Source organism: Fredinandcohnia onubensis (genome assembly GCF_002734285.1).
In the GTDB taxonomy this organism is placed as follows: domain Bacteria; phylum Bacillota; class Bacilli; order Bacillales; family Bacillaceae_L; genus Ferdinandcohnia; species Ferdinandcohnia onubensis_A.
In genome coordinates this window covers 55,505-76,021 of sequence record NZ_NSEA01000005.1, presented here as the reverse complement: position 1 = coordinate 76,021, position 20,517 = coordinate 55,505, and the positions used below count along the sequence as shown (strand labels likewise).

Genomic DNA, 20,517 nt, shown 5'->3' with positions numbered 1-20,517 from the left:
AACTTTTATAGTTTAAACATCCTAGATGGTTCCGTAAACATTTCTGTTTAGCCAAAAAAAGTACCTTACCCCTAAAACATAAAAATTACCGGGGAAAGGCACCGCTACGATCAGTAGAATCTTATTAATATTGTTAGGGTGACTGCTAGAGTAGCTTCAACCCACGTTTAATGATGCTCCAAATAGGCTCTTCGGTAGTGGTTATCATGTTTACTTTTGGAAAATTAAGCTGAATTCTGTTACGAACTTGATTTTTTATGTAGTGGTTGTGTTGAAAAACGCCACCTTGTAAAATCAAATCGAATTCGTTCTGTTGGATTCCTGCATTTTCAATTGCAGTATGTACCAGAAGTAGCAGTTCCTCTACAGCGCGTTCTAATATTCGTTTACTTACTGGATCGCCCAACCGAAATGCCTCATCCACTGTGGTTGCAAGAGCACCCACATCATCAACTGAATATGCATCACTGTAAGCCCAATTATAAAGTTCTTCAATTTTTGTAAAATCAAATTTCTCTAATACTAACTTGGTTAATAGTGTATCTTCTCCACGACCATCCTGCATTTTAAGAACAGATTTAATGGCTTGCTTGCCAATCCAATAACCGCTCCCTTCATCCCCAAATCGGTGCCCCCATCCACCGGAACGGACAATTCGATTGTTGCCATCATGAGCAAAAACGATTGAGCCTGTTCCTGCAATTAAGAGGACGCCAGCTTTGTTTTGGGTCGAGCCTAAAAGGGCAGATAGACAATCATTTTCTACTTGTAGTCTCTCAATCTTAATTTGCAAGCCGTTCACGGTTTCCTTAACAACTCTAGAAACTTCTTTTTCATCATTGTCCGTATCAATACCAGCAAGCGCAAATACAGCTTTTTTCACGTTACCCATATTACTCGGATCAATCCCTGCATCCTTAAAGGCAGAAAGAATGGATTTTTCTAAGGCTTCTCTGACTTTGCTAGCCCCTGCTACATGATAATTTGTGGCACCCGCTCTTCCTTCACCAAGAATCGTTCCATTTGCATCTACCAGAACCGCAAGTGTTTTTGTTCCTCCCCCATCGACCGCAAGCAGTTCGATGGTATTCTTATTCATTGGCTCCAGTCCAATCTGTTATGAAGCTTGAGACTTTAGCCGTGGATTTGTTAAGATGTTCTCGTTTTTCATCTAACCAAGCTGAAAGTTCTTCTTGTTCAGTTAAGCGCGTTTTGATCGTTTTTTCCATTCTACTTGGACTTGGTCCACCCTCTAAATCACGAATTTTAACAAAATACTCTGGACTTAAAACTTGCTTTAATTCTTCTGCTGTTAAGGTAGATTCCTTGCCAACTATCTTTTTAGACTGTTCATTTAATAGATCCAATGTTAATGATTCTAACGATGTTTTTCCTTGATTTGTAAGCTCTTTAACTGTAGAACTTACAACATGATGTGCTTGGCGGAAGGATAAACCATCACTGCGTACAATTGTATCCGCTAATTCTGTTACATTTGCAAAGCTTTCGCTTGCACGTTTTAGAAGAGTTTCTTTATTCACTTCCATTGTAAGTAAGACAGAAGTCAGCAACTCATAAATGCCACCTAGTCTTTCAATGGCTTTCCAGATGTATGGCTGCATGTCATCTTCAGTATCGACAATATCTCCGAATGGAGTGTTATGAACCATCAATAATACAGTTTGACAATCACCCGCTACACTTGATAAAAGTGCTCTCATGTGTTCAATTGAAACAGGGTTTCGTTTTTGCGGCATGATTGAACTGATTTGCACATATGGGGCAGAAAGTAGAAAAGCGCCATATTCCTGAGTTCCCCATAATAAGAAATCTTGCATGGACCTTCCGAGATTCAATGCTGATAATTGAACAGCAGTTGCTGTTTCTGCGATATAGTCGGCACCTGCGACAGCGTCCCACGCATTATCAATCATATCCTCAAAGCCTAGTAAATCCTTCATTCGTTCTCGGTTTATCGCAAAACCAGAAGTTGTGAGTGCTGCTGCCCCCATACTGCTGCGGTTTACGGTTTTGTATGCAGCTTGAAGTCGAACAATATCACGGGTTAACATATCAGTCATTGCATTTAGATAATGGGCAAGGGTTGTTGGTTGCGCCTGCTGCGTGTGTGTATACCCAATCATAATTGTTTCTTTATGCTCGGTCGTCATTTCGATGAGAGCCTCGCGGAGCTTTAATGCCTTTTCTATTAAAGGAAGAAGCTTTTTCCTTAATGTCATGCGATAGATGGCAATCCCCATATCATTGCGGCTCCGGGCAATATGAAGGTTACCTGCAATGTCGCCTGCATCCTCAATCAATGCATGCTCGACTTCAAAAAATAAATCTTCAAATTCGCCAGTATAGCTTCTTTTTTGAATTTCATCTTGATCAAGGTGAGATACTGCCTTGGCAATTTTTTTTGCCTCATCTTTTCCAACGAGCCCTTGTTCGACTAGCATAATTAAATGGGCATTGTGGATTTCAATCATTGAATCAAGCAATTGATGCTTTGCCTCATTATATGCAGGTTCAAGAACCATTGACGTATATGTTTTAGAAGGAAAAACTGTACCTTCAGTTTCAATGATCTTATCTCTAAGTGAGTTTTTCATTCTAGTCAATCCCTTCTATTTCTTCATCAGCAATCCAATTTTTAATTAACTTATTCATGTTTACCGCTGCCTTTTCTACAATTAACTTTCCTTTTTCATAAGAGGTTTGTTGAATTAGGCCTGTATAGCCATCCCAAGCTCTCGGTGTTCCTTCTACAAGAACATATGGCATAGAAGAAAGTTGGGCCACCTCTTTAAATTCTGTGTCCCCTTCTTGTACATGCACCAAATCGGGACGAAATGCTTTTACCGCGGACATTTCATATGGGCCACCATGGCCTCTACCTTTTGTCCCCACAAAACCGATCTCTTCCGCAGCATCGATCGCAACCATCTGCCACCAGTTGATTAACAAGAAGCTAGCGTCCGTATGTTTCCCTGTCACATATTCTGCGACTGTTCGAGAAACTCCCATATTGGCATCATGAGCATTTAAAAGAACAATCCTTTTAATCCCTTGGTTGATAATTCCCATCGTAATATCAATTAAATATTCGGTGATAATACTTGGTCGAATCGGGATCGTCCCTTGATATTTGGAAGTTTTTCCAGGACATGCGGTGTAGGGAACCGTTGGCAAAACGGCTCCACCTAGATCATCATCAATTAAATCTGCAAATCCATCAGCAAGGATAATATCCGTTCCTAAAGGAGAATGCGGCCCGTGGTACTCAAAGCTCCCTAATGGAACAACCGCAAATGTTGCCTGCTCCAACGTCTTCAAGTCTCTTCCATGAACATCACTAGCCTTCATAAAAATATCCCTCCTCCTAAATCAAATGCGCCTTGGCGTATTTGCCGCCCGATTTTTTTCGAGCTTGCTCGAAAAGATTCCTTTGAAAAATCGTGGCATCCGCCGGAGGCTTAACTTTATTCAGCCTTGGTTTTAACACGCCTTGAATTAGGTCACATCCTGCTTCCCTCCTCTAAAAGTAGAGGCTCTCTGCTGAATAAAGTTAGATTGCGGAGCCTGCTTTTCCATCCGTAATCTTTTGTGAAATAAATAGAACTGTAATTATTAAAATGATTTGAAGCACGCCGTATGCACACGCAGTTCCAAATTGGAAAGCGTACATTTTTTGGAATATCGCAACTGATAGTGGCATCGTTGACGTACTATAGATCAGGATTGAAGCAACGAATTCACCTAACCCTTGAACTAATGCTAGCAACGTACCAGCAAGAATACCTGAGAAGGCCATTGGAACAACGACTCTTCTAAATGTGTACCACCAATTAGCACCTAAGCTTCGCGCTGCTTCCTCTACTGATTCATCCATTTGCATTAAAGCTGCAGAAGTAGAACGGAAGATAAGTGGTAAATGTCGTACAAAATAAGCCAAAGGTAAAATCCAGAAGGTTCCGATTAACACTTGGTTAAAACTGAATACGTTAGGTTCACTAAATGCTGCAATTAAGTTAACCGCTACAACCGTACCAGGTAATGCCCAAGGAACCATGATTAGAATATCTAATAATGCTTTCCCTTTAAATTTCGTCCGAACCATTGCATAGGCCGCTGCCACACCAAACAGGATATTACCTGCTGTTGCGACAAAACTCATCTGTAAACTGTTCCAAATTGGACGCCATGTTCGTTCATCTGTAAACAGGTCAATATAGTGTTGCAGGGTGTACGCAGTTGGGATAATCTGTACCGTCCATTCCCCGTCCACGGAAAACGAAATAAGCACGAGGACAAGAATTGGAAGCATTAAGATAATAACCCCAACAAATGAAAGGAACATCGATAAGTATTTTACAAATGGGGAACGTAATTCAGTTCTATGAACACTGATCCCTTTGCTTTGGTTTTGGAAGTTACGTCTTCCTTGATACCATCTCATTAAAATTAAGAACGAAATCGACACAATGGAAAGGATTGTTGATTGCGTTGCCGCCATATCTAAATCTCCATTTGTACGAGATAAATAGATTTGCATCGTCATGGTTCTTTCTACACCGAACATTAAGGGAGCTGTATAAGAAGCCATTGAAATCATAAATACAAGTAATGAAGAAGCTACGAGTGCTGGAGTCAGCATTGGTAGGATTACCCTTCTCCAAATGCGAATTCTTCCTGATCCAAGGCTTGTTGCTGCCTCTTCCAATGAAGGATCTAACCCTTTGATTGCTGCAGCCGCCGTTAAGTAAAAATACGTATACATTGTAAAGGTGTGTACCACTATTACCCCAACGACACCTCTTAAGGCAAATGGAACCTCTTCCAGATTAAATAGCGCTTGGACAGCTCTTGGAATAATCCCACTTTCCCCATAAAGGAAGGTAAATGACAGTACCCCAACTAGTGGTGGTAACGCCATCGGTACTAGAATTAAGACAGAGAGAATTTTTCTTCCTGGGAATTCGTAACGTTCCATTAAAAATGCCATCGTGACACCAACAATGGCACACGTAATTACACTTATTACCGATATATATATACTTGTCCAAAGCGCCTCTAGGTTTGCTGTACTTGTTAAACCAAAGAAGCGTTGGTAATTTTCGAGATTTGCACCTTCTTCACCGACCACGGATTGAATAAACGTTTGATAAAACGGATAAATAACATAAGCTAATAACACTAAAAACAATGGAGAAATTAACACATACACAAAATATTTTGAACGGGTAAGTCGTGCCCACCAGTGCTCTTGCACGACTGTACTTTGATTCGCACTCATTCTTTCACCTCCTATTCGCCTATCAAGTAAATTCCATTTTCGGGTACGTGAAGGGTAATTGAATCACCGCGACTTAAAATTTTGTTGCCTTTGTTAATAATCATGACCTTTATAACATTGGATCCTACTTTCACAAGATAATTGATACTGACTCCAGTAAATTCAACAAGCTGAACCGTGCCTGTTAATTGGTTCACACCTGGTCCTTCATGCAATGCTTCCGGTCGAATCGAGCATTTGATTTTTTCACCTACAACAAGCTTTTTCCCATTTGCAGATTGAGTCATTGAACCTGTTACGAAAACATCCTCTTCCAATTTCACTTTGACTGCGTCACCATTAATCTCAACAACTTCGCCATTAACAATATTGGATTCTCCAATAAAGGAGGCTACAAAGTGGTTGGAAGGACGATTATAGATTTCTTGAGGAGTGCCAATTTGCTGAACGACTCCATCTTTCATAACCATTATGCGATCAGACATCGTCATGGCTTCCGTTTGGTCATGAGTAACATAGATCGTTGTGACACCTAATTCAACTTGCAATCTCTTAATCTCAATTCTCGTTTCCTCACGAAGCTTCGCATCTAAGTTTGATAGTGGTTCATCAAGTAGAAGAATATCCGGTTCAATAACGAGTGCACGCGCTAAAGCAACACGCTGCTGTTGTCCACCAGATAACTCATTGATTTTACGCGTACCATATTTATCAAGGTGAACAAGCTTTTGTGCTTTTTCTACCTTCTCTTTAATAACGGCTTTCGGTAGTTTACGTACTTCTAGACCGAATGCAATATTTTCAAATACGGTCATATGTGGGAATAGTGCGTAGTTTTGGAATACCATACCAATGTTACGCTTGTTTGGCTGGAGGGTTGTTACATCTTTATTGTCAAACAGGATTTTTCCCTCTGTAGGAAAATAAAATCCCGCTATCATCCGCAATGTCGTTGTTTTCCCACATCCTGATGGACCTAAAAATGTGAAAAACTCACCAGGTTTTACATCGATATTTACGTTTTCTACCCCTTTTGCTTTACCAAACATTTTACTAACATGATCAAGTCTTACATTTTTCAAACCAAACACCTCGCTGTATAAAGTACTACTTCCTAACCTTTAAAAAGGGGGTGAAAACAAATCTTCACCCCTCTTACAAGAACTTATTAATTTTTACCTTTGATATTTTCATCCCAATGTTGCATCCACTCAGCTTCTTTTTCAGCCATTACTGACCAATCAAGATCTAATGACTTCAATTCAAGCTCTTGGTACCAATCTGGCATTGTAGACTTGTCGATGTCTGTACGAGTTGGAATTTGGTATAAATCTTCTGCTAATGTTGTACGTGTCTCTGGTTCAAACAAGAACTCATAGAATAATTTTGCATTCTCAAGGTTCTTTGCATTTTTCACAAGACCAACAGCATCAACTAAGATTGGTGCACCACTTTCTGGATACACGAAATCAAATGGTTGGTTGTGCTGATTTTTTTGGATTAAAATGTCTTGAAGGTTCCAAAGAGAAATAGAGCCCTCTTGACGAGCAAGCTTTAAGTATAGATTAGTAGGATCTTGTGCATATTCTTTTGTATTCGCATCTAATTTTGCAAGCCATTCGTACCCAGCTTCTGGATTATCAGCACCTTGCTCATGAATCATTGCAGAGTAGATCGTTCTCATCGTTCCAGATGCTAATACACCACGGATAATGATTTCATCCTTCCATTTTGGGTCTAGAAGATCATCCCAATCTTGTGGAGCTTCTTCTTTAGACAGCATGTCAGAGTTAATCATGATTACCTCTGGTAAAAGCATTTCACCATACCAACGGCCTTCAGCATCCTTATGTTCTGGAAGAATACTCTCATCAAAGCTTGGCTTAAACGATTCAAGTAAATCTTCATCTGCTGCTGTCATGAAAGCGGATTGCGTTCCTCCCCACCAGAAGTCAGCTTGTGGATTTGCTTTTTCTCCACGAACACGCTCAAGAACTTGTTGAGCACCCATTGTTAATACATCAACCTTGACATCTGGGTACTTTTCATTGAACATCCCAACAACTTGATCCACAATTGTTTGGTCACGAGCTGTATAGATTACGAGGTTACCACTTGCTTCAGCTGTTTCTTCCGTTTTGCCTTCGTCATTTCCCTTGGCTGGCTCCTCTTCCTCAGTAGAAGAACTACCAGAGCATGCTGATACAAAAAGCATCAATGCTGCAATCAAAAGAACTAAAAAATGCTTCTTTTTAAACATAAGAATCCCCCTTAAATCATTTTTATTTATTCAAAAGCAGGACGATTTGACCTACTAAAGAATCGAATCGAATAAGAGCTTGCTATAAAATATGCAGAAAAGTTATGTGTATTCTGCTATTCCAGCTAGTTTAAAATACTTTCATGTTCTCTAAGGAATAGCGATATAGCTCCAAGAACGCCTGCATGTTCTCCTAATTGCGACAATTGTAGTTCTACTGAACTCGGAAGATACCGTTGGACAATAAGCCGTAATTTAGGAAGAATGTAATCGGATGATTTCATGACCCCGCCATCTAATAGGATAATTTCTGGATTTAATAGAGTGGCTGCATTAATGATTCCATATGCAAGATGTTCAATCGCTTCATCGACCACTGTTTGGGCAATCTCATCACCCGCTTTTGCCAGTGAAAAAGCCTGCTCTCCTGTGATTTCGGATTTCAGTGCCTCTTTATACAAAAGGTGACCCTCGTGTTGCAAAATCAGTTTTGTTACCTTTTCTCCAATTGCTTTTCCTCCAGCAACACTTTCAAGATATCCATACCGGTGAAAAGTAGGTTTAAATTCATTTTTTATATCGTTCTTATCAGTGACGATATATCCGAATTCCCCAGCCGCATTTGAAGAGCCACGATATAACTGATTTTGAATAATAATGCCACTCCCAATACCAGTTCCGACGGCTATAAATAAAACATTTTCCTTATTCTTCGCGTTTCCTAACCATTGTTCTCCGAGAACTGCTACATTCACATCATTATCTACGAAGACTGGGAAAGAAAAATATTGTTCTGCCTCCATCAAAAGCGGATAACGAACCCAATTTAAACTTGGTGCTTCGACAACAACGCCTGATACTGTTTCTGTAATGCCAGGTACCCCTATTCCCATACCCAAGATCTTCGCAGGGTCGAGCTGACTACTTTGAATCAACTCTTGAACCTCTTTATGTATTTGTTTGACTAAGCCACTTTCTAAGTACTTACTTGTGCTAAAGCTTGTCGAACAGAGCATCTTTCCATTCAGATCGGAAATAATAATTCTTACCTTTGTTCCTCCAATGTCTGTTCCAATTACATAAGCAGCTTTTTCATTAAAATAAAGATGAATAGGCCTTCTTCCTCCTTGTGAGGAGGATTCACCATTTCCCTTTTCATGAATCCAATTCTCTCGTACTAGTTCATCAACCAATAAGGAAACAGTCGGTTTACTAATATTTAGTTTTTCGGATATTTCTGCCCTTGAAATTGGTTGATAAATTCGAACACATTGCAGGACCATTTTTTTATTATTCATTCTTACATGAAGATGGGATGGTAGTCTATTCATAGCATCACGGCCTTATTTCATTTAGTTAGTTAGTAAGTTTAACTAATTCAACTACACTATATAACAATTTGTTATCGTTTACAATACTAAATTTTCTAAATTTAGTAAGTACACTGGTAAAGCTGATTATTACTATTATATCAACGGTTTGTCCTAAAACTATATGCCTCCTACGTTATACCTACAAAGAAATAGCAAATAGTTATTTGGTAATATTTACAATATTCAGAAAGGATATATAATTCGAATTGAAGGTATGATCATTAGTTAGTTAGTTAGTTATAATTACTAACTAAAAATCCTAAGAAAGGAGAGTTTTGTAGATTTTTTTACCTAAAATTGAAAGGGGTTACAAAATGAAGAAATGTCTCTATGTATTGATGTCCATTCTTTTACTTGCTTCATTATTCCCACCACTCAGTCTAGCACAAGAACAAAGTGAAGCCGATGTTGAACTTTGGAATGCAGTTAAGCCTCTAGATACCACCGTCACTTTCTTAAACACAGGTGCTCACCCAGATGATGAACGTAGTGATTTTCTAGCCTATTTATCCCGAGGGCTAGGTGTTAAAACAGCAAGTTTAATAGCTAACCGCGGTGAAGGCGGTCAAAACGCAATCGGAAACGAACTAGGAAATGCGCTTGGAATTATTCGTTCAAATGAAATGATAGAAGCCGCAAAGGTAAATGGTGTAAAAGCCTATCACTTAAGTGAAACAACCTCTGATGCGATCTATGATTTCGGTTTTTCCAAATCACCAGATGAAACACTTGAAAAATGGGGAGAGGACGTCACGTACGAACGTCTTATCAAATTTATTAGAACCTATCAACCTGATATTGTCATGCCTTCCTTCCTAAATGTTGATAGCCAACACGGACATCACAGATTGATCAATATCTTATCTGTTAAAGCTTTTGAAGATGCCGCAGATCCATCTGTTTTCCCAGAGCAATTAGAAAATGGGTTAGAGCCTTGGCAGATTAAAAAACTTTACTTACCAGTTTCAGAAGCCGAAGCTACAACATCTATTGAAATTGGCGATTATGATCCAATCTATGGAATGAGTTACCCACAACTTGGTGAAGCTTCAAGATACCTACATAAAAGCCAAGGAATGGGACGTGATCTTCCAGTTGAACCAAAGCAACAACATCTGAAATTAGAAAAATCAGCAGTAGATACAGAAACTTCTGATCTTTTTGCAGGAGTTCCTTATGATTTCCACGCTTGGGCAGACATTGTTCCTGCTAAAAATATTAGCGAGCAATTAGACACATTGCAAAATAATCTAGAAAACATTATCGAGCTTTACCCAAATCGTGAGGCAATTTTACCTGAGTCTCAAAAAGCTTTAGGTGCTGTTCAAAAATTAATCTCAACGACAAAATCAGGTAAACTAGATGATGCACTTAAAAATGACCTCCTTCATAAGCTTGAGCTAAAAGAAGAACAGCTTCAACAAGTAAGCTTAGTCTCTTCAAACTTAGCTGTGGATACTGAAATTGGTTCTTACGTATTAACACAAGGTGAACAAACTCAAGTAGAGGTTACAGTTACAAATAACGGTAAGCAAAAAATTCATCATATTGAAGCGGCTTTACTGACTCCTGAAAACTGGAAGCATGAAGGTGCAAGTCAGTTAAAGCATTTAAAGCCAGGTGAATCAAAGACTGTAAGTTTCAATGTAACTGTTCCAGCTGATGCAGAGTATTTTCAACCTTATGATCATGCTTCGATTCAAGCACAGTTAACATTTAAGGAAAACGGTGTTGAAACGACTTCTGTTATCGACTTTGATAATACGGTAAGTGTTCTTCCTGAATTAAGCGTTACACCCGATCCAGTAAACATTACAGTAAATACAGCTAATGTCCAAGATGAAATTCCAGTTTCAGTTAAGGTGAAAAACTATGCCAATGGTGCTAATACTGCAAAGGTTGCTCTCGACTTACCAGAAGGCTGGACGAGTGAACCCGCTGTAGGAGAAGTAAAGTTTACAGAAAGATTCGAGGAAAAAGTAGTAGAATTCACATTAGTACCACCTTCAACTGTCGCAGAGGGTAATTTTACAATTGCTGCAATCGCAGAAGCAGATGGAAAGTCTTTTAACACGACTGTACAAGAAATTAAATATGAGCATATTAATGATTCTTACTTCATGTATCCTGCTGCCATTAACGGTGTTGCTTTTGAATTATTAAAGCCAGATAACCTAAAAGTTGGCTACATCGATAGCGGCTTTGATACAATTGCTGATTCTTTCATTAATGCAGGGTTTGATATTACAAAGCTAACTCCAGAAGATTTAGCCAGTGGAGATCTCTCACAATACGATACAATTGTTACGGGGATTCGCGCAACTCTTGGTAGAGAAGATCTACTAGCAAATAATGAAAGATTGCTTGAATATGTGGAAAATGGTGGACATTTGGTGATGCAATACGTGACGGCAGCAGATCCATGGGATGCTGAGTTAACACCACCATACCGTTTGAAAATTGGTACACCATCCATTCGCTGGCGCGTAACGGATGAAAATGCAAAAGTTAATGTGCTTAAACCAGATCATGATCTCTTTAATTTCCCTAACAAGATTACTGACAAGGACTGGGACAACTGGGTACAAGAAAGAGGCCTTTACTTCCCAATGGAATGGTCGGAAAACTATGAAACATTCGTTTCAATGGCAGACCCTAATGAGGACCCATTCACAAGTGGAATCCTAATGGCCGAATACGGTGAGGGTACTTACCTATACACCAACTTAGTATTCTACCGCCAAATTGGCGCTCAGGTTCCAGGAGGATATCGAATTTTTGCTAACTTGATTAGCTATGGGGCAAAAAATTAAAAATATAGAAACATTGGGAAAAGCTATAGACGTGGAGTCTATAGCTTTTTTGTGTTTTAACATTTATTGGACAATTTATTTTTGAGAACAAGAGATCCAAAATAGGCTCACGTAGCGCTCTTTGAGCTTCCAACACCGCGCAGATGACGTTTGAGGATTTTGCCGCTAGCATTTCTCGGCAATTCGTCTACGAACTCAACCCTCTTTGGTACTTTATAGCTGGCTAAATTATTCCTGACATGCTGGAGAATCTCCTCCTCAGATACTGGAGTTTTGATGACAACGAAGGCAGTGACTGCCTCGATCCACTTTTCATCAGGGACACCGACAACTGCGACTTCAGCGACCTTGGGCAACTCGTAGATGCAGTCCTCTATTTGGCGGGAAGCCACTAGCACACCACCAGTGTTGATGACATCCTTCACCCGATCGATTACCTCAATGTATCCGTTCTCGTCCTGCTTCACGAGATCTCCAGAGTGGAACCAACCACCAGCGAACGCCTTGGCAGTAGCCTCACTTTTGTTCCAGTAGCCTAGACACAGCTGTGGTGAACGGTATACAATTTCGCCAAGTTCTCCCGGAGGTACACAATTACCTTCGGTGTCCACAACCCGCGCCTCGACGAAAAGCATTGGTCTTCCTGCGGAACCTGGGTGATCCGCATGCTCTTCAGGACGCAGAACTGTACAGGCAGGACCCATCTCGGACTGGCCATACACATTGTAGAAACCGAGCTTTGGCAGACACTTCTGAAGTCGTTCGAGTATTGGGCCAGGCATGATCGAAGCTCCATAGTAGGCCTTCCGAAGATTTCCGAGGTCCCGGGATGTCAGGTCAGAGTGATTCGCGATTGAAACCCAAACGGTTGGAGCAGCGAAGAACGATGTAATGGCGTCACGTTCGATGGTTTCCAGCACAGCACCTGCCACAGGAGCAGGAAGCACCTTGTTCCAGCCACCCACTAACAGCGCAGGCAGCATGAACACATGCATCTGCGCGGAGTGGTAAAGGGGCAGGCAGTGAAGCGCGCGATCTGACTCCTTGATGTCCAAACCGTGGATGCAACTTATGTAATGGTGCATCAGAGCACGATGCGTCATAATTGCACCCTTTGGGTCTGATGTGGTGCCTGAGGTGTAGAGTAACTGTGCAACATCCGTGTCTTCTACATCAAACTCATCATCTTCCACAGGACGGTTGTCGTTACTGATGGTCCACTCCAATAGTTCGTCCTCGAATCGAAGGACCTGCCGATGGCTGTTCGACCTGGTTTGGGAGATTGCGTTGGCGAGAGCTTGGTCAGCAATTACGAACAATGGATCGGAATCACCCAAAATATAGTCGAGTTCCCCGGCTCGGAGTTGGAAGTTTACCGGAACGTGAATGGCTCCTATACGTGCTGTGGCCAGAAACAGGAGGACGTATAGATCAGAGTTTTTACCGTAGGAGGCGACTCGGTCTCCCTTTTTCACCCCCTGTTCACGCAGTTTACGTGCGATACGCGTGACCGCCATGTCAAGTTCACGGTAACTCCATTCCCTGTCACCGAACACAATGGCAGTACTATGTGGGATCCGTGCGGCCGTACGACGGACGGCCTCGGCTATGGTGTTTGTTCTCAAATCAATATCAGTCCTCTCTCGTCTATTTTTACACACCTATAAATTATGTAATATTCCAAAAATAAAGACTATTTATTTTGAATATTAGCCTACTCCTACTAGGCTGTCAATATGTTTATAAAGCGTTTTCATGCTTTAACAACAAGAAGAGAGAGATTCCTTACAATGGTTTAAACGGAAAATATTGCTGGATTATTGGCAAAATAAATTTATGTTTGAAGAATTCTTTTTTGAAATGTAAAACGGACTCACCATCATCGGTGAGTCCGTGTCAATTTCGTATTTAACCACCAAGTATGTATTTGGTGGAGACGGTGGGACGTGCTTTTCCATGCTTTCGTCATGGCACTGACTATATCTTGAACCTGCAGTTATCAGGTCCTCCGGCGTATTATGCGAAATATAATTTGTACCTGTTCAGGTAGGATTTCGCATCCTAGTACTACCATGATTCATGGCAGCCTATGAGTCGATACACGGCTGTTAGATTGCTCTACATACCGCTCGGCATTGCCTTATCGCATCAAGTACGACTTAGGTTTCACCGATAAAGCCGGATTATCACTTATGTGTTACCACATAAGGCGACTAATTACTAATCGAACCCACGTCCAAAGATATTGGCACTTAAGCTTCTACGAGTGTAGTCGATATATTAGCATTTCGCTAACTTTTCAGCCTATCGACAGGCTTCCAAGCAGCTAGTCTGGTTGTTCTCTTCCTTTGTCCTCAGACGGTGAACTCCGGCGTAGCCCACTTAAAGTGAGTCCCTGACCCTACCACATGGGCGATGGAGGGAGGAACCGCTATAGACTGTTATTAAGCAGCTAAAGCGAAGTTGTTGTTTTCTTTGCCAGTTATAGGCGTTGACGTTTTAACGAGGCCGATCCCCTCGACTCGCAACTTAAGCTCAAACTACCCCTGTCGAATCCGTAGCGTCCCCATTATAAAATGATAATGATGAACTTAATCACCAGTTATCTGGGTGTTTCGGATGAAGTGTTTTTGCTTTCGTTGACTATTCAATTGTCAACCACATGTCTTATTATAGCACATGTACTTACAATTTCAATTGTAAGTTATTGTAAGTAGTACCAATTACATCTTCTGTCTTTCTCTGAAAGCACGTTCGATGTCACGTTTTGCTTCTTTTTTCTTCAGGTCTTCACGTTTGTCGTATTTTTTCTTACCTTTACCTAGACCTAATAAAAGCTTTGCATATCCATTTTTTAAATAGATTTTGATTGGAACAAGTGCATAACCTTCTTCTTTTGTTAGACCAATTAGTTTGTTGATTTCTTTTTTATGAAGAAGAAGCTTACGTGTACGAAGCGGTTCATGATTATATCGGTTACCTTGCTCATAAGGGCTAATATGCATGTTGTACAGGAATACTTCACCGTTATGAACACGGGCATATGAATCCTTCAAATTGGCTCGGCCATTTCGAAGAGACTTAATTTCTGTCCCTTGAAGAACAATTCCTGTTTCATAAGTTTCTTCAATAAAATAATCATGATTTGCTTTTTTGTTTTGTGCGATTACCTTGCCTGAACCTTTTGGCATATTGATTTCCCCCTTAACACGGTACCTTTTATTTTAGCAAAAATTGGACAACATCACAAGGTAAGGGTTTGACTCAATAATAAAATGATTCAGGAGCTCACACCCCTGAATCTGTTACTCAATATTTGCCTTATTCGCGTAGAAATACATCCATGCCATGAATCCGCCACCACCTATTAAGTTACCGATGGTTACTGGGATTAAATTGCGGATGACTCCATTAATTGTGACGGAGTCTGGATGATTCATAACATACGAAATAGCAAACGTACACATATTGGCAATGCTATGTTCATATCCAGAGATAAAAAAACAAAATACTAATAACATCATAATGAATATTTTAGGTCCGTCTCCTTGCATCCCCAATGGTAAAAAGAAGGCAAGGCAAACAAGCCAGTTACAGAGAATTGCTCGAAAAAACAGCTGAGAAATGGGGAATTGTGTTTTGTTTTTAGCAATCGTTAAAAGAAATTCATTTGCAAATTCACCCTCAAATAAGCCGGTCATGTAAATTAATAATGCAAAGAAAATGGCACCGATGATGTTACCAATATAGCTGTACAGCCACATTTGGCCAACCACATTCCACTTCATTACCTTTCGTAGAGCCGCATATGTGTAATAAAAAGTATCTCCTGTAAATAAATCCCCTCCACCATAGGCAATGAGGATAATAGCTGCACCGAATGTAATTGCTGCGATGGGGAAGGCGACGGGTGATTGTTGCACAAAAAAGAAATTACCTGTTCGAAAAGCAACAATTACCCCAAAGCCAATAAACATACTGGCTAATACGGCTCGTAAAAAATAGATGAGCCTACTGTTTTTAAATGTATCTCGGCGTGACAGTGCCAGCTTTTCAATACTTGATAGTAGTTTTGCTTCCATATAAATTCACCCGCTAACGGATTAACTTTTTGGTTTCACCTCATCAAAATATGGTGCAAGTATGTTTTTCAACACATTCGCACTATTGTTAAACTTTTGTTGTTCTTCTTCATTTAACTCCAGTTCCATGATTTCACGGATACCGTTTCGGTTAATCACGCAAGGCACTCCAATATATACATTTTCTTGTCCATATTGTCCGTCCATATGAGCAGAAACAGTTAACACTGCATTTTCATTCGAAAATATAGCTTTCGTGATTCGAGCTAGCCCCATTGCAATTCCGTAGTAGGTTGCTCCTTTACTTTTTATAATTTCATAAGCTGCGTCACGTACCCGGATAAAGATTTCATCCAAATCTGCTTTTTTATACTTTTCATTTCGCTCCATATACTTTTTTATTGGGAGCGCACCTATATAAGCAGAGCTATACACAGGTAATTCACTATCCCCATGTTCTCCGATAATATAGGCGTGAATATTTTTCGGGGCAACATTAAAATATTCCCCTAATAAGAATCGAAAACGTGCAGTGTCCAGAATCGTACCAGAACCTATAACACGTTCTTTCGGTAAACCGCTATATTTCCAGGTAGCATATGTTAAAATATCAACCGGATTTGTCGCGACAAGAAAGATTCCATCAAATCCGCTTGCCATCACCTTATCGACGATTTCTTTAAATATTCTCAGGTTTTTTTCTACAAGGTCTAGTCTTGTTTCTCCAGGTTTTTGATTGGCTCCAGCACAGATGACAACTAGATCCACATTTTTGCAATCATCGTAATTTCCAGATTTAATGAGTGTAGGATTGCCTGTAAAAGCTTTGCCATGATTGAGATCTAGTACGTCCCCTCTGGCTTTCTCCTCATTTACGTCAATCATGATGAGTTCATTCACAATTCCTTGGTTCATTAAGGCAAAAGCGTAACTTGAGCCAACAAAACCAGTCCCAATTAGGGCCACACGACTGATACGATCCCCTATTTTCATGCTCATGTTTTTCATCCTCCCATTCATTCAAATAGCAACCTTTAGTATATGTTCTATAAAATTAACTATTCTGAAGTAAAGCATAAAAAAAAGCACTCCACACTTGTGGAGTACTTTCGGTTCGGTTATCTTCTCTTCTTGCGTTTCTTACTTTTCTGCGGTGGTACATTGTCAAAACTTTTCTTTTTCTTACGCGGTTTGCGCGTTGACCATTCACCGTCGTTGTTACGGTCGCTCTTCTTATTGTCATTATTCGAACTAGTTCGACCTTTTCTTTTCTCGGATTTGATGATCGTAGGTTGCTCCTTCGAAAACTTGCGACGGCTTCCTTTCATGCCGACAACCTCAAAGTCTACAGAGCGCTCATCTTTATTTACGTTGATAACACGAACCGTAATTTCATCACCTATGCGGAATACATTTCCGGTACGTTCTCCAATCATCGCATAACTTCTTTCGTCATAACGATAATAGTCATCTGTTAAATAACTTACGTGAACAAGTCCTTCAATTGTATTCGGTAGCTCAACAAACATTCCAAAGTTTGTAACAGAGCTAATGATGCCATCGTATTCCTCACCGATTTTATCCATCATGTACTCTGCTTTTTTCATGCTATCTGTTTCACGTTCAGCTTCTACTGCGCGACGTTCCATATTAGAGGAATGGTCTGCAATTTCCGGAAGTTTTTCCTTCCATTTATCTTGAGTCGCATTGTCAAGTTTACCTTGGATTAAATATGTTCGGATTAATCGATGAACGATTAGGTCTGGATAACGTCGAATTGGTGACGTGAAATGTGTATAAAATTCAGTTGATAATCCAAAGTGACCTACACTTTCTGGATCGTATTTTGCTTGCTTCATTGAACGCAACATGACCGTTGAAACAACCATTTCCTCTGGCTTGCCCTGAACAGCTTCAATTACTTCCTGCAACGCACGAGGATGAATTGAATTTCCAGCTCCTCTTACAAGATAGCCAAAGTTTGTGATAAATTCTAAGAAACGTCTTAACTTCTCTTCATTTGGATCCTCGTGAATTCGGTAAATAAACGGCACATTCATCCAATGGAAATGCTCGGCAACCGTTTCGTTTGCAAGTAACATGAACTCTTCGATTAATCGTTCACCAACGGAGCGCTCGCGTAAGACGACATCATATGGTGCGCCTTCTTCATTCACAAGAACTTTTGCTTCTTTAAAATCAAAGTCAATTGCGCCACGTTTCATTCGTTTTTCACGAAGGATTGCAGCAAGTTGCTCCATATCTTCAAACATTGGAACTAGTGGCTCGTAACGTGTTCTTAGTTCCTCATCTTTATCGGCAAGAATGCTATTCACATCGGAATACGTCATTCGTTCTGTTGTTTTTATTACACTTTGGAAAATGTCATGTTTAACAACAGCACCGTTTTGATCAACTTCCATCTCACAGGAAAGTGTTAGACGGTCTACCTTTGGATTTAATGAACAAATCCCATTGGATAAGCGATGTGGAATCATCGGAATCACGCGATCGACAAGATAAATACTTGTTCCACGGTCACTCGCTTCTTTATCAATAGGTGAACCCTCAGTTACATAATGAGTAACGTCAGCAATATGCACACCAAGCTTGTAATTGCCATTCTCAAGCTTGGTAACTGTTACTGCGTCATCCAAGTCTTTTGCATCAGCACCATCAATGGTTACAATGACTTCATTTCGTAAATCACGTCGATCTTCGATATCTTTTGGATCGATTGTATCTGGTGTATTGTTTGCCTGATCTAGTACATCCCTTGGAAATTCCTGTGGAAGGCCATGCTTATGGATAACCGAAAGAATATCGATTCCAGGGTCATTTTTATGACCCAGAATTTCGATAACTTCTCCTTCCGCGCTCATTCTTCCTTCGGGATAAGTGACAAGCTTAACCACAACTTTATGTCCCTCAATCGCACCATTTGATGCTTGCTTTGGAATAAAGATGTCATTGGCAATTTTTTTATCATCAGGAATAACGAATCCAAAGCTTTTACTTTCGGTATATGTACCTACAATGGTTTTCACGCCGCGTTCAATAATCCGAACTACGGTGCCTTCTTTGCGTTGACCAGTAGACTCAGTGCTTATTCGAACAAGCACGGTATCTCCATGCATTGCATTTTTTAATTCATTTGGTGGAATAAACACATCATCCATTGTCTTGTCTTCCGGCATCACAAATGCAAAACCTTTCGCATGCCCAGTGAGCGTTCCGCGAATAAGGTTCATTTTTTCAGGAAGACCGTAGCGATTACTGCGAGTTCGAACGACTAAGCCTTGTTCTTCCATCACCACAAGGGCTTTGACAAAATCCTTAAAATCCTCCGAACCTGAAATTCCAAAAGCTTCCTCAAGTTCCTGCACAGTTAAGGGCTTGTAGGCTTCTTCCTTCATAAAGTCTAATAATTGATTGATATGTTTTTGGATATCTTGTTCCATTTTTCTTTCCCTCCCGTTACCAATCTAACTGCTCTAAAAATGCATACACATCCTCATGCAGCTGGTCACGTTCTTTGTCTAGGGTAATGACATGTCCTGATTCTTCGTACCATTTAATCTTTTTAAAATCATTTTCAACTGCTTCATATATAATATTCGCACTATCAGGATTTATCATTTTGTCATGACGAGCCTGTGCAACAAATGTCGGAGAATAAATCATATCCACATTATCCCGCACCTCTGCGATTAGGTTTTGCAATGCTTTTAATGTATTCATCGGGGTTTTCTTGAATGCTTCAATTTCCTGATCGATTTGTTCTGGAGACTTCCCTTCAAATCGCTTGTATTCCCGTGCATACTCTACAACACCCTGATACATAACCTCTTCACTTTTTAGATACATTGGCGCACACATCGTCACTATCCCTTTTATAGGTACAGTGTAACCCAATTTAAGCGAAAATACCCCACCAAGTGACAATCCTGCGACTGCAATATTTTCGTAGCCTTTGTCTTTTAAAAGCTGATAGCCATTCATGACGTCTTCCCACCAATCTTCGGGACCGGTATGGACTAATTCTTCTGGTGGGACACCATGTCCTTTGTAGATTGGTGCATGACAGGTATAGCCTCTATTCTCCAGGAAGCGGCCAAGCATCCGCACATCGGCAGAGTTCCCGGTAAAACCATGTAGTAATAAGACAGCCTTTTCTCCACCTTCAAATAGGAAAGGTTGAGGTAATTTGATTTTCATTATGTATAACTCCTTTTGATGACATCTAATATGTTTATCTTATGCGTTTTTACGGTATTCTACTATCGTACCTGAAAGACCTTTTTATGCGCAATAAAAAAGGCTAGACATCTTCTGTCTAACCTACTTTTGAATAGTTTTATAGTTCAAAGTATGATACTGCAATTGTAAGAAAAAAGAATAATACCGCTAGGACAACTGTAACTCGGTGTAAAACTGCGTCAAGTCCACGAGCCTTTTGCTTTCCGAATAACTGCTCGGCACCACCAGAGATAGCTCCAGATAGACCTGCGCTTTTACCGGATTGTAATAAGACCACTACGATCAACGCGATACATACGATTATTAATAATGTAACAAGAACTCCATGCAACATATAAAACTACACCTCCTGAACGAGAACGCATATGACGTTAGTATAAATGTACCATAAAAATACAAAGTGGACAATACTGCATTTTCTGACTTTACA

15 protein-coding genes and 1 other RNA gene are annotated in these 20,517 nt (G+C 40.2%); 1 reads left to right on the top strand and 15 read right to left on the bottom strand.

The annotated features are described in order from the left end of the window. Nucleotides 1-145 precede the first annotated feature (145 nt). The 7 genes from CKJ95_RS06205 to CKJ95_RS06175 form a co-directional block, all read right to left on the bottom strand. A complete protein-coding gene (locus CKJ95_RS06205) occupies nt 146-1,099 on the bottom strand; it encodes an N-acetylglucosamine kinase (RefSeq protein ID WP_099352532.1) in 954 nt (317 codons plus the stop codon). Beyond that, entirely contained in the window at nt 1,092-2,615 is a 1,524-nt protein-coding gene (gene argH, locus CKJ95_RS06200) for an argininosuccinate lyase (RefSeq protein WP_099352531.1), read from the bottom strand. Before argH ends, CKJ95_RS06205 begins: the two co-directional genes overlap by 8 nt. Nucleotide 2,616: 1 nt before the next feature. After that, nucleotides 2,617-3,369 (bottom strand): creatininase family protein, encoded by a 753-nt coding sequence (locus tag CKJ95_RS06195; RefSeq protein ID WP_099352530.1) that lies wholly within the window; start codon nt 3,367-3,369, stop codon nt 2,617-2,619. Between the two features lie 202 nt (nt 3,370-3,571). Beyond that, a complete protein-coding gene (locus CKJ95_RS06190; protein ID WP_099352529.1) occupies nt 3,572-5,299 on the bottom strand; it encodes an ABC transporter permease in 1,728 nt (575 codons plus the stop codon). Nucleotides 5,300-5,310: 11 nt separating this feature from the next. After that, the gene (locus tag CKJ95_RS06185; protein WP_099352528.1) at nt 5,311-6,381 is read right to left on the bottom strand and encodes an ABC transporter ATP-binding protein; all 1,071 of its coding nucleotides are present in this window, start codon (nt 6,379-6,381) and stop codon (nt 5,311-5,313) included. Between the two features lie 86 nt (nt 6,382-6,467). Continuing rightward, complete coding sequence (locus CKJ95_RS06180) at nt 6,468-7,559, bottom strand: extracellular solute-binding protein (protein ID WP_099352527.1); 1,092 nt, start codon at nt 7,557-7,559, stop codon at nt 6,468-6,470. Nucleotides 7,560-7,684: 125 nt separating this feature from the next. Then, nucleotides 7,685-8,890: an ROK family transcriptional regulator gene (locus CKJ95_RS06175; protein ID WP_099352526.1), complete on the bottom strand. Its 1,206-nt coding sequence runs from the start codon at nt 8,888-8,890 to the stop codon at nt 7,685-7,687. 356 nt (nt 8,891-9,246) lie between these two features. On the opposite strand from CKJ95_RS06175, the gene CKJ95_RS06170 reads away from it, so the two are divergent. Next, entirely contained in the window at nt 9,247-11,745 is a 2,499-nt protein-coding gene (locus CKJ95_RS06170; RefSeq protein WP_099352525.1) for an NEW3 domain-containing protein, read from the top strand. 107 nt (nt 11,746-11,852) lie between these two features. On the opposite strand, the gene CKJ95_RS06165 is transcribed toward CKJ95_RS06170, so the two are convergent. The 8 genes from CKJ95_RS06165 to secG all read right to left on the bottom strand — a co-directional run bounded on the left by CKJ95_RS06165 (nt 11,853) and on the right by secG (nt 20,418). Further along, nucleotides 11,853-13,370: a fatty acyl-CoA synthetase gene (locus CKJ95_RS06165; protein WP_257215720.1), complete on the bottom strand. Its 1,518-nt coding sequence runs from the start codon at nt 13,368-13,370 to the stop codon at nt 11,853-11,855. A gap of 596 nt (nt 13,371-13,966) precedes the next feature. Next, nucleotides 13,967-14,305: a transfer-messenger RNA gene (gene ssrA, locus CKJ95_RS06160) on the bottom strand. 163 nt (nt 14,306-14,468) lie between these two features. Continuing rightward, on the bottom strand, nt 14,469-14,936 hold the full coding sequence (gene smpB, locus CKJ95_RS06155) for an SsrA-binding protein SmpB (RefSeq protein ID WP_099352524.1): 468 nt from the start codon (nt 14,934-14,936) through the stop codon (nt 14,469-14,471). A gap of 114 nt (nt 14,937-15,050) precedes the next feature. Continuing rightward, entirely contained in the window at nt 15,051-15,827 is a 777-nt protein-coding gene (locus CKJ95_RS06150) for a formate/nitrite transporter family protein (RefSeq protein WP_099352523.1), read from the bottom strand. Between the two features lie 21 nt (nt 15,828-15,848). Beyond that, complete coding sequence (locus CKJ95_RS06145; protein ID WP_373604835.1) at nt 15,849-16,826, bottom strand: L-lactate dehydrogenase; 978 nt, start codon at nt 16,824-16,826, stop codon at nt 15,849-15,851. A gap of 119 nt (nt 16,827-16,945) precedes the next feature. Then, entirely contained in the window at nt 16,946-19,288 is a 2,343-nt protein-coding gene (rnr, locus tag CKJ95_RS06140; RefSeq protein WP_099352522.1) for a ribonuclease R, read from the bottom strand. Nucleotides 19,289-19,304: 16 nt separating this feature from the next. After that, entirely contained in the window at nt 19,305-20,045 is a 741-nt protein-coding gene (locus CKJ95_RS06135) for an alpha/beta hydrolase (RefSeq protein ID WP_099352521.1), read from the bottom strand. Between the two features lie 139 nt (nt 20,046-20,184). After that, nucleotides 20,185-20,418 (bottom strand): preprotein translocase subunit SecG, encoded by a 234-nt coding sequence (gene secG, locus CKJ95_RS06130; protein WP_099352695.1) that lies wholly within the window; start codon nt 20,416-20,418, stop codon nt 20,185-20,187. Nucleotides 20,419-20,517: the final 99 nt, after the last annotated feature.